This window comes from Streptomyces sp. ATLC9 (genome assembly GCF_057196705.1).
In genome coordinates, this window is record NZ_JBXUOY010000027.1 from 17,402 (window position 1) to 31,782 (window position 14,381).

At 69.3% G+C, this 14,381-nt stretch carries 14 protein-coding genes and 2 pseudogenes; 7 read left to right on the forward strand and 9 right to left on the reverse strand.

Going from position 1 to position 14,381, the window contains the following annotated elements; translation table 11 throughout:
- Window positions 1-431: 431 nt before the first annotated feature.
- Window positions 432-1,079, reverse strand: coding sequence for a 4'-phosphopantetheinyl transferase family protein (locus AC2CJA_RS05195; protein ID WP_484601462.1), 648 nt, complete (start codon window positions 1,077-1,079; stop codon window positions 432-434).
- Window positions 1,076-1,978 carry a metallophosphoesterase family protein gene (locus AC2CJA_RS05200; protein WP_484601463.1) on the reverse strand — a complete coding sequence of 301 codons (903 nt, stop codon included), beginning with the start codon at window positions 1,976-1,978 and terminating at the stop codon, window positions 1,076-1,078. Before AC2CJA_RS05200 ends, AC2CJA_RS05195 begins: the two co-directional genes overlap by 4 nt.
- Window positions 1,979-2,360: 382 nt before the next feature.
- Here AC2CJA_RS05200 and AC2CJA_RS05205 point away from each other — a divergent pair.
- From AC2CJA_RS05205 to AC2CJA_RS05225, 5 genes and pseudogenes are all read left to right on the forward strand, one after another.
- Window positions 2,361-2,518 (forward strand): annotated as a pseudogene (locus tag AC2CJA_RS05205) (ISAs1 family transposase); the annotation flags it as partial.
- A pseudogene (locus AC2CJA_RS05210) lies at window positions 2,512-2,622 on the forward strand (IS5/IS1182 family transposase); the annotation flags it as partial. The pseudogenes AC2CJA_RS05205 and AC2CJA_RS05210, both read left to right, overlap by 7 nt.
- A 162-nt stretch (window positions 2,623-2,784) precedes the next feature.
- Window positions 2,785-3,021 (forward strand): transposase family protein, encoded by a 237-nt coding sequence (locus AC2CJA_RS05215; protein WP_484601464.1) that lies wholly within the window; start codon window positions 2,785-2,787, stop codon window positions 3,019-3,021.
- Between the two features lie 25 nt (window positions 3,022-3,046).
- The gene (locus AC2CJA_RS05220; protein WP_484601465.1) at window positions 3,047-3,937 is read left to right on the forward strand and encodes an ISAs1 family transposase; all 891 of its coding nucleotides are present in this window, start codon (window positions 3,047-3,049) and stop codon (window positions 3,935-3,937) included.
- A gap of 125 nt (window positions 3,938-4,062) precedes the next feature.
- Window positions 4,063-4,347, forward strand: a complete 285-nt coding sequence (locus tag AC2CJA_RS05225; protein WP_484601466.1) for a transposase — start codon at window positions 4,063-4,065, stop codon at window positions 4,345-4,347.
- A gap of 970 nt (window positions 4,348-5,317) precedes the next feature.
- Here AC2CJA_RS05225 and AC2CJA_RS05230 read toward each other — a convergent pair.
- From AC2CJA_RS05230 to AC2CJA_RS05260, 7 genes are all read right to left on the reverse strand, one after another.
- Complete coding sequence (locus AC2CJA_RS05230) at window positions 5,318-6,625, reverse strand: tyrosine-type recombinase/integrase (protein ID WP_484601467.1); 1,308 nt, start codon at window positions 6,623-6,625, stop codon at window positions 5,318-5,320.
- On the reverse strand, window positions 6,625-6,849 hold the full coding sequence (locus AC2CJA_RS05235; RefSeq protein WP_484601468.1) for a helix-turn-helix domain-containing protein: 225 nt from the start codon (window positions 6,847-6,849) through the stop codon (window positions 6,625-6,627). The genes AC2CJA_RS05230 and AC2CJA_RS05235 overlap by 1 nt, the downstream gene beginning before the upstream one ends.
- Entirely contained in the window at window positions 6,849-8,294 is a 1,446-nt protein-coding gene (locus tag AC2CJA_RS05240) for a replication initiator (RefSeq protein WP_484601469.1), read from the reverse strand. Before AC2CJA_RS05240 ends, AC2CJA_RS05235 begins: the two co-directional genes overlap by 1 nt.
- A gap of 148 nt (window positions 8,295-8,442) precedes the next feature.
- Window positions 8,443-9,204: a DUF2637 domain-containing protein gene (locus AC2CJA_RS05245; RefSeq protein ID WP_484601470.1), complete on the reverse strand. Its 762-nt coding sequence runs from the start codon at window positions 9,202-9,204 to the stop codon at window positions 8,443-8,445.
- A gap of 36 nt (window positions 9,205-9,240) precedes the next feature.
- Window positions 9,241-10,632 (reverse strand): FtsK/SpoIIIE domain-containing protein, encoded by a 1,392-nt coding sequence (locus AC2CJA_RS05250; RefSeq protein WP_484601471.1) that lies wholly within the window; start codon window positions 10,630-10,632, stop codon window positions 9,241-9,243.
- 1 nt (window position 10,633) lies between these two features.
- Window positions 10,634-10,822, reverse strand: coding sequence for a hypothetical protein (locus AC2CJA_RS05255; RefSeq protein WP_484601472.1), 189 nt, complete (start codon window positions 10,820-10,822; stop codon window positions 10,634-10,636).
- Complete coding sequence (locus tag AC2CJA_RS05260; RefSeq protein WP_484601473.1) at window positions 10,819-11,172, reverse strand: SCO3933 family regulatory protein; 354 nt, start codon at window positions 11,170-11,172, stop codon at window positions 10,819-10,821. The genes AC2CJA_RS05255 and AC2CJA_RS05260 overlap by 4 nt, the downstream gene beginning before the upstream one ends.
- Before the next feature lie 176 nt (window positions 11,173-11,348).
- Here AC2CJA_RS05260 and AC2CJA_RS05265 point away from each other — a divergent pair, with 176 nt between their 5' ends.
- Both AC2CJA_RS05265 and AC2CJA_RS05270 read left to right on the forward strand, forming a co-directional pair.
- The gene (locus AC2CJA_RS05265) at window positions 11,349-12,218 is read left to right on the forward strand and encodes a GntR family transcriptional regulator (RefSeq protein ID WP_484601474.1); all 870 of its coding nucleotides are present in this window, start codon (window positions 11,349-11,351) and stop codon (window positions 12,216-12,218) included.
- A 308-nt stretch (window positions 12,219-12,526) separates the two neighbouring features.
- Window positions 12,527-14,233: an IS1182 family transposase gene (locus tag AC2CJA_RS05270; RefSeq protein WP_484601475.1), complete on the forward strand. Its 1,707-nt coding sequence runs from the start codon at window positions 12,527-12,529 to the stop codon at window positions 14,231-14,233.
- The last annotated feature ends 148 nt before the right edge of the window (window positions 14,234-14,381 follow it).

The window sequence follows — 14,381 nt, forward strand, 5'->3', positions numbered from 1 at the left end:
GCCAGCATCGTCCGGAAGGGGGTCAATCGAACGGCTCTGTCTCGCTTCCGGTGGTGACGGAGCGCGGGAACCGGGCGCCCCCGCCTCACAGGGAGTGCGTCCGGTTTCCTGACCTCGGTACTCCGCGGCAGACAGCGGCGCATCGAAGACGCCGAGGTTGTCGCGCCGGCCTCTCACTGTCGGCCGCGGCCGGAGAACGACTGTCGCGATGCGCTTGCCCGTGGTTTCTGAGCGATGACCTGGCCACCATCCCCGTGACCGGCTGTCACCACCGGAAGTGAGACAGAGCCGATCGTTTTACAGTCCCGCCGCGGCGGAGCCGAGCGTGTCGGCGACGTGGGCCGACTGCGACCGGTGGCGTGAAACGAGTCCCGGGTGGGTGGCCGGAGAAGAAAGACGGCTGCGTGCGGACGCTGCCGCGCGGCGGCGGGCTACGGCTGTACGGCGATCGATGTCAGCAGTAGTCCGTTGCCGGCGGTCCAGCGGCCGGAAAAGGCGTTCAGAGGGCCGCCGAGCAGGTGCGGGGCGGGTACCAGGACGCGGGCTGTGAAGGTGCCGTCCGGCAGGATGGTGACCGAGGCCTCCTGGAAGTCCAGGAGCCGTCGGCCCACCGGGAACCACGCCTTGTAGACGGACTCCTTGGCGCTGAACAGCAAACGGCCCCAGGCCGGGCCACTGGTGGGCAGCGCGGCCAGTGCGGCAAGGTCCTCGGGGCGGGCGATGCTCTCCAGCATGCCGTCCGGAAGAGGTGCGTCCGGCTCCGCGTCGATGCCGAGAGCGGCCACCTCGCCGGCCCGGGCCACCACGGCGGCGCGGTAGCCCTGGCAATGGGTCATGCTGCCCACGACACCGTCCGGCCAGCCGGGTGCATCCCGCTCCCCGGGCAGGATCGGCACCGGCGGGTGGCCGAGCTTCGCCAGCGCGTCCCGTGCGCAGGCACGGACTGTGGTGAACTCGGCCCGCCGCTTGGCAACGGCCCGGGCGATCACGGCCTCCTCCCGCGGGAACAGCGGGGTGTCGAACCGGTCGGTGAAACTGTGGACGCACACCACGCTCGACGGCATCAGGTTCTCGATCACGCGCCGACCCTCCCCACGACCGCCGCCGGAACCTCCCGGGCCGGGACGATCTGCCGCGCGAGGTCGTTGCGCAGCCCGAACCGGCGCCACTCGCGCGGATAGCCGAGCGACACCTCCTCGAACCGCACCCCGTCGTACACCGTGTGCCGGGGGATGTGCAGATGGCCGTAGACCACGGCCTCCACGCCGAACCGGGTGTGCCAGTCGGCGGTGCGCACCGTCCCGCACCATTGGGCGAACTCCTGGTATGTCATGATCTCGGTCGGCTCGCGCAGCAGGGGCCAGTGGTTCACCAGCACCAGCGGCAGGTCACCCGCCACCTCCGTCAGCCGCCGCTCGCTCTCCTCGACCCGGGCGGCGCACCAGGCCGCCCGCGACGGATACGGGTCGGGGTGCAGATGGAACTCGTCGGTGCAGACGATCCCGGCCTCATGGGCCCGCGCCAGCGACTCCTCGGGCGTCGACGCGCCGGGCGCCAGGAAGGTGTAGTCGTACAGCAGGAACAGCGGTGCGATCCGCACCGGGCCGCCCGCCCCTGTCCACACCGGGTACGGGTCCTCCGGCGTCAGCACGCCCAGGCGATGGCACATCGCCACCAGCGCCTCGTACCGTGCCGCCCCGCGCGGCGCGTTCGCGCTGTCTTTCTCCATGGTCCACAGCTCATGGTTCCCGGGCACCCAGATTACCTGCTCGAACCTGTCCCGCAGCACCCCGAGCGCCCACTCGATGTCCTCGAACCGCTCTCCGACGTCACCCGCCACGATCAGCCAGTCGCCTGGCGCCCCCGGATCCAACTTCTCGACGATCGCCCGGTTGTCGTCGTACGACACATGCAGGTCACTAACTGCCCGTAACACGCTTTCGATCCCTCTCACCCGGCCAGCATAGGCGGGAGGCACTCGGTCGCTCGCACCCCCATCGGTGCCCGCACCATCTGCGGTCAGCCCATGGCTATCGGCAGAGGGTCTGTCGAACGAGCGGCCCGAGTCTGTCAAACGTTCGACTCTGTCTCGCATTCGGCGGTGACAGATTGTGAGTATGAGGCACCTCTGTCTTGCAGAGGGTGCGGTCGGTGCTCTGGCCTCGACGCTTCGAGGCGGATGGCGGCGCGTCGGAGTCGCTGAGTCTGTCGTGCCACGCTCCCACGGACACAGGGCCCCGGCGTTTGCCCGGATCGCCCCGGCCTGGGTCGGTTGATCATGCTGGCGGGCCCCGGAAGGAGACGAGCACGGCACCTGCGGATCATGGAGTTCTCTACGCTGCAAGATCCACGAAGGTGCCGTGCTTGTTCCTCCATCATCCCCTGCCGTCGTTCCCGTCTCTGTGGCGCCCCGCCTGGAAGCCCTCGGACCGGATGCCGCACGAGGCCAAGTCCCGCGGCCTGATTGCCGAGTTCGAGTCGGTCACCGATCCCCGCGGGGTGTGCGGGGTGCGCTACATCCGTGAGACCGTGGAAGTCTTGGCGGCCCTGGCGCCGCACCTGGCCGACGCCATGAAGACGGCCGCCGCCAAGGCGTATCCGATCCTGGACGGCACCCTGCTGCTGAGGCAGGGCTCCGTTGTTCTCGCGATCGGCCTGACAGAGCCGGTATGGGCCTGATATCCCAACTCGGCCGTGATGGTCCTGGATCGGCCGGCAGACGCGCAGGCACGGCTTCCGGTGATCATGGAGTGTCGAGTTCGCTGATCACCACAACGGAAGACCGTGCCTGCTGCGCCATCATTGCCCATCCCCACCGGGCTGGGCCAACTCGCCGGTTCCGAGCCGGCCCGCCCCCATGAACTGCCCGACCTGCTGAATCGGCTGCGCCGCCTGCCCGACCCGCGCCGCTTGCGAGGCCGGCGCCACCCACTGCCATACGTCCTGGCCCTGGCCGCCTGCGCGGTCCTGGCCGGAGCGAAGTCTCACCGCGATCGCCGAGTGGGCCGCCGATGCCCCTGACCGGCTCCTTCTCGGCTGTGGGGCCATGCTGCGCGATCCGGACCGGCCCTACCTGGCATCCAGCGAGGCGACCGTGCGCCGTGTACTACAGCGCATCGACGGCGACGCGCTCGACGCCGCGGCCGGCGGCTGGCTCACCGCCCGCGCGGACACCGCCCGCGCCGCCGGCCAGGACGAGCACCCGCCGTCCCGCCCGGCGCACGCGGCCATCGCGGTGGACGGCAGATCCCTGCGCGGCGCGATCCGCGCCGCCGGCCGCCGAGTCCATCTGATCTCCGCGCCGCGCGGCGACGGCATCGTGCTCGCCCAGCGCGAGGTCGACGCCAAGAGCAACGAGATCACCGCGTTCCGGCCGCTCCTCGAACCCCTCGACCTGGCCGGCACGGTGGTGACCTTCGACGCCCTGCTGACCCAGACCGACCACGCGAAATTCCTGGTCGAGGAGAAGAACGCGCACCACATCGCCGTTCTCAAGGGCAACCACCCGAACCTGCACGCGCTGGTGAAGAACCTTCCCTGGAAGGAGGTGCCGCTGATGGACCGGACCCGCACCGCCGCCCACGGACGCGACGAGATCCGCCGTCTGAAGGCCGTCACCGTGCCGCGGTTGCCGTTCCCGCACGCCGGCCAGGCACTGCAGATCGTCCGCCGACGGCGCACCGTACGCACCGGGAAAGTGACGCTCGAACGCGTCTACGCGGTCACCAGCCTGACGGCTCACCAGGCGATGCCCGCTGACCTGGCACAACGCATGCGCGGGCACTGGGCGATCGAGAACCGGGAGCACCAAGTCAGAGATGTGACGTTCGGAAGATGCCTCGCGGGTGCGGACCGGCAGTGCCCCTCGGGCGATGGCCTCCCTGCGGAACCTGGCCATCGGCGTGCTCCGCCTGGCAGGACGGGACAACATCGCTGAGGGCCTGCGCCATCACGGCCGGGACATGGCCCGGCCGCTGGCGGCCTTCGGACTCACATGATCATTCCCGGCCCGATCACGAGAACGACGGAGCCCTGGGGTCCGGCCGGGTCCTGATGGCCGGGATGATCTGCGTCAGACCGGGCCGTGAGACCCGTCTGATCTACCGGACGCAGACATACCGGGGCCGGACCGGCGAGAAGAAGGGCTTCCGAGCCCGCGGGTTCGCGGACCTGCTGACCTCCGCCCACCGGCAACTCGGTGATGCCCCGCTGATCGTGGTGTGGGACAACGCCGGCACCCACCACGCCAAGGCGTTGCGGGAGTTCTGCGAACGCAACAGCGATTGGCTGACCATCGTCAAGCTCCCGCCCTACGCGCCCGACCTCAACCCGGTCGAAGGCGTGTAGGCCCACCTGAAGAAGTCCCTGGCCAACCTCGCGCCCCGCACGATCGACGAGCTGACCCCGATCGTGAAGAACCGACTACGCGGCATCCAACGCCGACCGCAGATCCTCGACGGCTTCATCGCCGAGACCGGACTCGGACTGGAGCCTCCGTAACTCTGTCACCCCACCCTTTCAACCTCAGAGGCAACGACGACGGCAACCGAGACGCACCCCAGCGCACTTCCACAGACGCCAGCGGACCAGCAAACTTTCGCTGACCTGCAAAAACGCAGGTGACGTCTACCCAGCGCGCACACGTACTATGTGCTGGCGGGGCAGACTCCGGTACTCGTTCACAATTCCGGCGGCTGCAACGTTGCGGATGGCCCCCGACTTCAAGCTCGGCTCGCAGCGGAGGAGCTCGCTGGAGCGGACGGGCATGCCTTCCAGAAGCATGTTGTAGAGCAGGGGGAGTTCCCCGGAATTCGGACCCGCGCACAATTCTCCGACATGATTGAAGGTGTAATCCTGAACGGAGAGCGTCGCGTGCGATCCGATGGTGCGTCTGCCTATTGGCGGAACGGGGTAATCGTGATCCGCAATCCCGGATCGAGGGACGGTGGTACTGTCTTCGCACCTCAAGAGGGCTATAGGTACTTCACCAGGAATTTCAAGACAGAGTGAGAGGACGATTCTGATGCATGTGGAGGATTGCGGGGAGCAGGTCGTGATCACGATGCCTAGAGCGGAATTCTTTCTGGTTGAAGCGCTGATGATGGAAGCGCTTGAGACCGGGGATGACCGAGACTTTCAGACTCGCGTAGGGGCGACCAGGGATGAAGTGAGGGCTCTCCTGGACAGCCTGCCGGATCTGCCACTCGGTGGTGGGAGTTAACTGCCGTTATGTGATCGCTCATGCAAATATGAAGCCCCGCCAGGTGTGTCCTGGCGGGGCTTTCGCGTGGGGTGACGGCAGTAGTTGACGGCAACGTCAGCGGACGAAGGCGTTCCGGGGCGGCGGTTCGTCGCCGTCGGAGCGTGCCGTCTCGGTGGTCTTCGGGCTGCCGAGGGCGTTGCCGAGGAGGTTGATGGCGTCGCGTTGGAGGCGGAGTCGGACGTGGGCGTAGACGGTGGCGGTGACGCCGATATGGGCGTGGCCCAACAGCTCCTTGATCACGACGAGTTCCACTCCCTGTTCCAGGAGGAGGGTGGCCGCCGAGTGGCGGAGGTCATGGAACCGAATGCGCCGGAGCACGGCCCGGCGGAGCAGGGTGTTGAAGTGCCGGGTGAGGGTGGACCCTTCGATCGGAGCACCGTCGGGACTGGTGAAGACGTAGCCGCTGTCCTTCCACTCCGTCCCCGCTGTCTCACGTTCCTTGCGCTGTCGGTCGCGGTGCTGTGTGAGGGAGTGCAGGCACGGCGTCGGTAGGGCGATCCGTCGCTCCGAGCTCTTGGTCTTGGTCGGGAGGGCGGTCAGGCCGCTGGAGTTGGTGCGTTGGAGGGTGCGGCGGATGCTGGCGGTTCCGTCGGCCAGGTCGAGGTCTTCCCAGCGCAGGCCGAGGAGTTCGCCTTTGCGGAGTCCGGTGTGGAGAGCGAGTTCGAACAGCGGCTGCAACCGGTGACCGCTGGTGGCGGCCAGGAAGTTGCGGGCTTCGTCGGCGGTGAGGGGTTCGAAGCGGCGGGGGCGAGGTGTACCGGTGCGGACGTTGCGGGCGACGTTGCGCGGGATCTCCTCCTCGCGCACCGCGTGCTCCAGGGCGGACTTGAGTACGGAGTGCACGTAGGCCAGGGTCAGGGGCGAGAGCCGCTTGGAGCAGCAATTTCCAGCGGCACAGCAGATGGGTTGGTCGCGGGCGGTGTCGAGGCCGCGGGTGCAGCACTGGCAGGTGGTGCGGAGCTGGTTGAGCCAGGTGCGCACGTCCTTGGCGGTGAGCCTGGCGAGCTTCTTCCGTCCGAGACCGGGGATGAGGTAGAGCCGGGCGACAGCGGTGTAGCGGGTGTACGTGTTCTCGCGGAGCTGGTGGACGGCGACGTTCTCCAGCCAGTACGTCAGGTACGCGGCCACGCTGCCCTGCGCGGACGGAATGGGGAGGCCGCGGTTGCTGGCGGCGATCTTCTCGGTGAGCTTGGCCAGGGCTTCCTTCCTGGTGGTGCCATAGACACGGATGCGCTTGCGGGTGTTGCCGGGGGCGAGGACGTATCCGGCGGCCTCCCAGCGGCTGTCCTTGCGCTGGTAGACGGTTCCGTCGCCGTTGGCGCGGACGCGGCGGGAGGCGAGGGTGTCGCGGGGTGCGGACATCAGGCGGCTTCCTGTTCAAGGCGGGTGTGGATGAAGTCGGTGAGTGCGTGGGTGGGGATGCGGCGGGCGCGGCCGAGGGTGATCGAGGCGAGCTGGCCGGAGCGGAGCAGGTCGTAGACGGCGGAGCGGCCGAGCTGGAGGCGGGCCATCACCTGGGGCACCGTGAGCAGATCCAGCGCCGGTGCCGCCTCCGAGTGGAGGACGGCGAGCGGGGGCGAGGCCATCAGCAGCCCCCTTCGGCCGCGAACTGCCGTTCCAGTTCCTTGCTGTGCCAGACGTGGGCTGCGAGGAGTGCGGCGCCGGGGCTGTAGCCCGAGCCGAGGTAGGCCCAGTGGCCGACGACGAGCGTGGTCGTCGGGTCGAGGTCGGGCAGGCCGGCGCGGATGCGGGCCTGTTCGGTGCGCCAGGCGCGGCGGGCGTCGCGCAGCGCGCCGAGGGTGGTGGAGTAGCTGCGGGACTTGGTGGAGAAGTGGCCCCGGAAGCCGAGCATGTGCGCCCACTTCCAGAGCTTGAGGTGGGCGAACTCCGGCAGTCTGCCCAGCTCCCAGCAGGTGCGGATCATCTGCCGAACGTGGCGTGCGACGGCGAGCCGGGGCAGCGGGCGGTCCTGTCCGGTGCCGCCGCAGGCGGTGCACGGGAGTGGGGTCCCGTGGGGCAGGAGGGTGGCGCCGCGTCCCTGGCAGGGGCGGCAGTACAGGGCGCGGTCGAGGGCGCCGGAGGCGTCGGCGGACTTGGTGGCGTACTTCGCCACGTAGGCGGCCACGGCCTGGTCGGTGAATTCGGCGTCGGTGCCGAAGGCCGCGATCTCGCGCACGTCGAACTGTTCGCCCCAGCCGAGTTCGCGTTCCCCGACCGCGTCTGAGGCGACCGTGACGCGGACCCGCGCGGCGGCGGCGCGGGCGGCCTTGGTGAGTACGGCGACGGTGGCGTACGGCGGCGGGGACGTGGTGTTGCCGTCCGGGCCGTCGAGTCGGATGACGGCGTGGAAGTGGACCAGGCCGCGCTGCTGGTACTCGGCGACCTTGGCGAAGGAGACCCGCAGGACCGCGTGGGCGGCCTTCTGGGTCATGCCGAGCCCGGCGGCGATCTCGCGGCGCAGGTAGGTGGTGAAGCGGGCCCACAGGGCGGAGGCGTGGGCGTTGAACAGGACCGCGCCTTCGTAGTCGTACGTCGCGGAGTTCAGCGGCGTCCCGATCAGGGCGTCCGTGGGGTCGTGGAGCTTGCGGCAGCGGCAGGGACGGATGCCGCCGCCGGGGGTGGTGGGGCGGTTGTGGACGGGGCCGAAGGACGGCGGCGTGAGGGTGGCGAAGACGCGGGGGTGGGTGCGGACGGTGTCTGGCACGGTCTTGCCGCCGGACAGGCCGGCGCGGATGAGGTGGTAGGTGTCGGCGGCGTAGAGGCGGGAGCAGGCCGGGCAGCGGGAGGCGCGGCGGTTGCCGCACGTGGTGAGCAGGCTGCCCGTCGGCTCGTCCGACGTGTTGTAGGAGCGCAGCACCTCGCCGGTCGTGGTGTCGACGGTGGTGGTCTGGCCGGTCAGGCGGACGGGTTCGGTGCAGCCGCCGAGGCCTTCGATCTGCTGCTGTGCGCGGTCGAAGTCGGGGTGGTTGACCAGGTGGAGCAGGTCCCGCACGGCGGGGCTTGCCACGTGGTGCAGGTCCAGGGTGACCATTCGGGGCGGGTCCCTTCTGCTCGGGTGGGGCCCCGAGCAGTAACCAGCCCGTCAGGGAGGCGTGTTGGTGCTGCTCGGGGCATGACGAACCAGCCCCGGGAGCGGGCGTGGGTTCAACGAGGGGGATGCGGCCGATGAGGGCCGGGGCTCAGAGCTGAGCGAGTGCGGCGGTGGCCACCGGCAGGGCGACGCCCATACGCGTTCCCAGGTGGGCGGCGCTGATCGGTGAGCCGTGCTCGGCGCGGTGGGCGTCCGCGATGCGCCGGGCCGCGTCCAGCAGGGCGGCCGGCAGGGCCGGGCCGGGGGCGGGACGAGCCGTCTTGGCGACGGCGACCGGTGGAACGGCGGCCGGAGCCGGAGCAGGCTCCAGTTCCTCGGCCGGGGCAGTGACGACGGCCGGGACGGTCGTCGTGGGTGCCGGTTCGGGCGAGGGCGCTTCGTCGGGCACCGGCTCAGGGGTAGGGGTAGGGGTAGGGGTGAGGGCGGCCTCCAGACGCGGGGTGGGGCGGGTGAGGGTGTGGAACTGGGCGAGGAAGGCGGGGCCGACGTGGCCCCAGCCGAGGAGCAGGAGCGGGGCGACGGTGTCCAGGCAGGCCCGTCCGTAGCGTCCGGCCAGCAGCGGTTCGGCGGTGTTCAGCGCGAGGGTGAGCAGCCCGCACAGGTGCAGCAGCCGGGTACCGGCCCGCAACTCCGCCTTCGGGACGCCGCGCAGGGCGAGGAAGCGCAGCGCGACCAGGAGCCCGACGACGGACAGGTCCACCATGGGAGCGATCAGCGGCGCAATGGGGCGGGGGACGCCGAGTCGCAGGGCGAGTGCCCAGACGTTGCCGAAGGAGAAGACGAAGGCCAGGGCCGCGATGACCGCCATGACCACGGTCACGGTGCGCCGGGTGAACCGTTCCTCCGCCATGCCTTCAACCTCCTTTCTGGCGTGTATTTTTCGGCGTCACTTGATGAGTGGGGACAGGGGCGTTGCCGTCCGACCGGTCGAGCGGAGAAGAGTGTCCAGGCACAGGACGGGATCGGCGGTCAGGTGTGAGGTGTCCTCGGCGACGCGGGCTGCGTCGGCGTCGGAGACGTAGGGGGTGCGGATGCGGGTGTAGCCGGGGCGGCCCTGCATCGCCATCACCGCGACGCCGACGTAGGCGGGGTCCTGCAAGGTGACCGGACTGGCGTCGGGCCAGTTGCGGATGTCGTCGCCGAGTGCGGCCACCGCGGCTTCCACGGTCTTCTGCGCGAAGGACAGCCCGACGGGGCACACGTCACGGATGAAGGTCGGGAGGGCGTCACCGGTGGTCTTCTGGCTGATCAGGATCACCAGGATGCCGACGCTGCGGCCCTTCTTGACCAGGTCCTCCACCAGCCGGGCATTCTCCGCCGTGAGCGCGCCCAAACGTTTCGTCTCGGCGTCGCTGCCCTTGTACTCGCGGAAGAACGTGTGCGCCTCATCGATGATCAGGACCGTGAGCGGCCACTGCGGTGACGGGCCGACGTGCCACATGTTCTTCACGCCCAGCACGTCACGGATGGTCGCCGAGCGCCGCTTGCGCAATTCCACCAGGCGCTTGAACAGCGCGTTCGCCTCATCCAGGTCATCCCCGCAGAACGCGAACATCCGCTTGACCAGGTCGGCGTAGTCGCCCTCCGAAGCCCGCGACACCTTCCCGTCCGCCGTCGCGAACTGCACGGACGGGGACGGCGTGAAGTCGCAGACGAACTTGTTGACCCCGGAGGTCTTGCCCGCACCCGGGACGCCGGCCACCGTCACCCCGGGCACATTGGCCAACGACACGCACACCCGGGCGGCGTACTCATCCACGCCCAATTCCCAGCGCGTCAGGTCCGTGGGCGGGCGGCCGGTGGGCCGGTGCGTGGTCGGCGTGGTCAGCGGGTCGGAGCGCACGCCCCGGATCACCACCTTGCCGGGGCCGTCCGGCAGGACGGAGACCCGCGTGCACCGCCAGGCGTCCGCCAGGAACCGCGCCGACTTCTGGTACTCCTCCAGCCCGACCTGCGGCAGCGTCCGCGCCCGGACGATCACCCCGAACTGGTCGGGCTTGACCTTGATCTTCGGAGTCAGCACCCGAGGCGCGGGGGTGGCACCGTCCTTCTGGGCGGTGATCTGCGCGAGCAGGCCCGGCGTCTTGTCGATGACCGTCAGACCGGCCATCCGCGCGAGGCGTACCCAGCCCCAGCGGACCCGCACGGCCTGCCGCATGCTGACCCGCGTGCCCCGGTCCGCCCGCACATAGCGCACCACCGTCCACACCAGCCACACACCGACCAGCACGATCGCGACCAGCAGCGCGTACGGCGCGTATCGCGTCACGTCTTCCACGTCATGCCCCCTCTTCGCGTATCAGGCGCAGCATGTCGTCCAGGTCGAGGCGGGCCGCCTGCTCCGGGCTCAGGCCGAGCAGATCGAGCACCGTGGCCGAGGCGGAGAACGTGGCCTTGCCCTCGGTCCCCGGCAGGGGGCGGAGCGGGTACAACTCCCGCCCCGGCGCGCGGTGTTCGAAGCGGATCACTGCGCTGCCTCCACCGTCGCCAGCTCCAGGCGGGCGGCCCGGTAGGCGACGCCGTCGGAGAGCTGACCGTTGAAGATCCGCGCCCACGGGGTCGCGAACAGCTCCACGGGCCGCACCATCGCCCCCGGCTTCAGCCCGGCGGCCAGGCCCGTCTCCGGGACCGTGATCTTCAGGACCTCAGCGCGACCGTCCTCCATGAGCATCACTGTCACCGTGTACAGCGACGCGCCGGTCTCCCGGTCGGTGGCGACCTCCCCGGTCTGCTGGTCCTTGATCTTCAGTACCGGGTCGGTGCCCGCGATGCAGACCGCCGACGGCAGCAGGGCAACACGGATATGGGTCATGGCCATGCCATCACATCCTCGTTCGATGGAGCCGCTTGATCGACTCGCCATGAGCATAAGGAGAAGAGCGCTCAACTTGCAAGAGCGCTTAGCTTGTGACATCGATGAGGTGTGCTGAGCCCAGGTGGGTAGCACGTGGATGTGCCTGTAGCGCTACGGGCTGCTGGCGATACCGTGGGGGCATGACCCTGCCCTTGGACGAGGACCCCCGGCCGCCGTATCTCCAGGCCGCCGAAGCTCTACGGGACGCGATCCTGAACGGCGAATTCCACCCCGGTGAGCGCCTGCCCTCGGCCAACGTGCTGGGGGAGAGGTTCGGTGTCTCCAGCTCCACTGTCCAAAACGCTCTGCGGGTCCTCAAGCAGGAAGGGCTGGTCCATTCCCAGCTCGGCCGGGGCAGCTTCGTCAGCATGTCCGCGAACGGAAGCGCCGAGCCGACCGACAGTGAGCACGGCGAAGCTGGAACCGGAGAGCCGGACTGGCCGGTCGATGCCATCCGTAACGAAGACGGCCGGCCGCCGTACGTTCAGGTGGCCGACGCACTTCACCGAGAGATCGTGGAAGGCGTCTACCCTCCCGGCTCGCAGCTGCCCCCGGCACGCGAGATCCAAGAGCGGTTCCAAGTCGCCAACTCCACCGCCCAGAACGCCTACCGCAGACTCAAGCAGGCAGGACTTGTGTATGCGGTCAAGGGGCGCGGCGTCTTCGTGCGCCAAGAGCCAGAGCCGGGCAAGTACCACGGGCCGATCACGAACTACCTGCTGAGGGAGGAGATCGACCGAGAGGCCCGCGCAGCCGCCACCGAGTTCGCCGACCTCAGCGATGACGAACTGCTGGAACGGGAAACGGAGCTGGACCAGCGATGGGTCACGGTCCGTGAGGAGCACCAGCGGCTCTTCAACGAGCGCCGCAAGGTCAAACGAGAGAAGAGCCGACGCGGCCTGTTCCTGCCGCCCCTCCATGACGACGACGCCGAGCCGGACATGTCGCCGAGCGAGAAGCTGAAGACCGCACTGGCCGAATCGAAGAAGCGTCGGCAGCAGCGCCCCTGACCGCCACTCTGACAGCGCGGACACTGGGTGAGCTGTTCAGAGTTTCCTTACTTGATCAAGGCGGCCCGCGCGCGCTCCGGCCCCTCGGGGCCGCCGCCCGCTCCTGTCTCCGCCCCGCTGGCGACGGCCCCGCCGGTCCGGGCGCGCAACAGCCAGCACAGCGAACCATCCTGGGGCCCTGCCCCAGGCCCCGGCCCTCTCTCTGAGCTTGACTCTGTCGGGGATCTTGGAATTTCCCGGTGCGGCAGCATGGTCGACGGGGATGATCGGGGGAGTTCCGCCGACCGTTGCAGCTGTCGAGGTGCCCGTTGTCCCTGCGCCCCCGTTCCGGTGAGTACGTTCCGCCTCTGACCGCGCGGGTCGCGCGGGCGAGCAATCCGGATGGCACGACGGCGATATGGGTGCGGGACCGGCTGGATGGGCTGTGGTGCGACGAGGACTTCGTGGACTGGTATCCCAGGGACGGGCGGCCGGGTCTCTCGCCCGCTCAGCTGGCGACCGTCTGTGTGCTGCAGTTCCTGCTCGGCCTGTCGGACCGGCAGGCCGCCGAGGCGGTCCGCTGCCGCATCGACTTCAAGTACGCGATGGCCATGGAGCTGGACGATCCCGGCTTCCACCACAGTGTGCTGGGCGACTTCCGCGATCGTCTCGCCGAGGATGGCCGTGCCGACCGCCTCCTCGACCTCGCGCTGGCCCGCCTGAAGGAGGCCGGCCTGGTGCGTGAGCGCACCACGCAGCGCACCGATTCCACGCACGTCCTGGCCGCGGTGCGTGACCTGACCCGCTTGGAGCTGGTCACCGAGTCGGTTCGCGCCGCACTCGAAGAGGTCGCAGGCATCTCTCCTCATCTGCTGGACGAGATGGTCGACGAGGGCTGGGGGCTGCGCTACGGCCGGCCGGTCCGCCTGGGGAAGAACCCCACCAAGCCCATGACCAGGATTCTTGCCACCGGAAACGACGCCGTCCGGCTTCTGGAACACCTCTACCGGCATGGAGCGGACCGCATGTCCGGTCCTCGCATCCAGGCATTGCGGCAGATCATGGTGCAGAACTATCACCGTGATGCCGCAGGACACCTGCGCCGGCGCACCGCCGAGAAGGAAGGCGGGGCGGGTCTGCCGCCGTCGTCGAGGGCGATCGTCTCGCTCTACGACACCTCGGCTCGCTACGCGAGGCACGGACACATCATCAGCTGGAAGGGGTTCGCCGCTCATCTGACCGAGACCTGTGCCCCCGACGCCCCCAACGTGATCACGGATGTCGCCACCACCGCGGCCACCACCCACGACAGCCAGGTCCTGCCCGGCATCCACACCCGCCTGGCGCGGCGCGGACTGCTGCCCGCCGAGCACCTGGTCGACGCCGGCTACACCTCCCTGCCCCACCTGGAACAAGCCACCCGTGAACACCAGGTCACCGTCTCCGGACCGCTGAAGAGCAACCCCACCCGCCAGCACCGCCACAATGAGGGCTTCGCCCGGGACGACTTCCACATCGACTACGACAAGCAGCAGGTCACCTGCCCCCAGGGACAGGTCAGCGCCGGCTGGCACGGCCCCTACCCGACCTCCTCGCCCACCGCGGCCCCGCTGATCGTGGCACGGTTCACCAAGAGCCAGTGCCGCCCCTGCCCGGCACGCACGCAGTGCACCAGCACCGCCGACAGCGCCCGCACCGTGGGATTTCCCCCGCAAGAACTCCATGACCTGCAACTCCGCGTCCGCGCCGAACAGCAGACGCCCGAGTGGAAGACCCGATACGCGGTCCGCTCCGGAGTGGAGAGCACGGTCAACGAGTTCGCCCACGGCCACGGCATGCGCCGCTGCCGCTACCGAGGACAGGGAAAGGCCCACATCCAGCACGTCCTGACGGCCATCGCCGTCAACATCGAGCGCCTCAGCGGACTGCCACCGACCGAAGAAACACACCCTCCCCGCCAGCCGACTGCCTTCCAGAACTACCTCGACCAGCGCGAGATCCCCCGGCCAAAATCCTGGCGCACCCTGGGAACCTGACCTCGGAAACTCCAAGATCCCCGACAGAGTCAAGCTGAGCTTGGCGTTTAACCTCGCGTGTCACCCGACCTGCTGAGGTCTTCTGTTTCGGGGAACGTGCGACGCGGCCGTCCTCCACGCTTCGAGGTGTCGAGTCACGGAGTGTGAA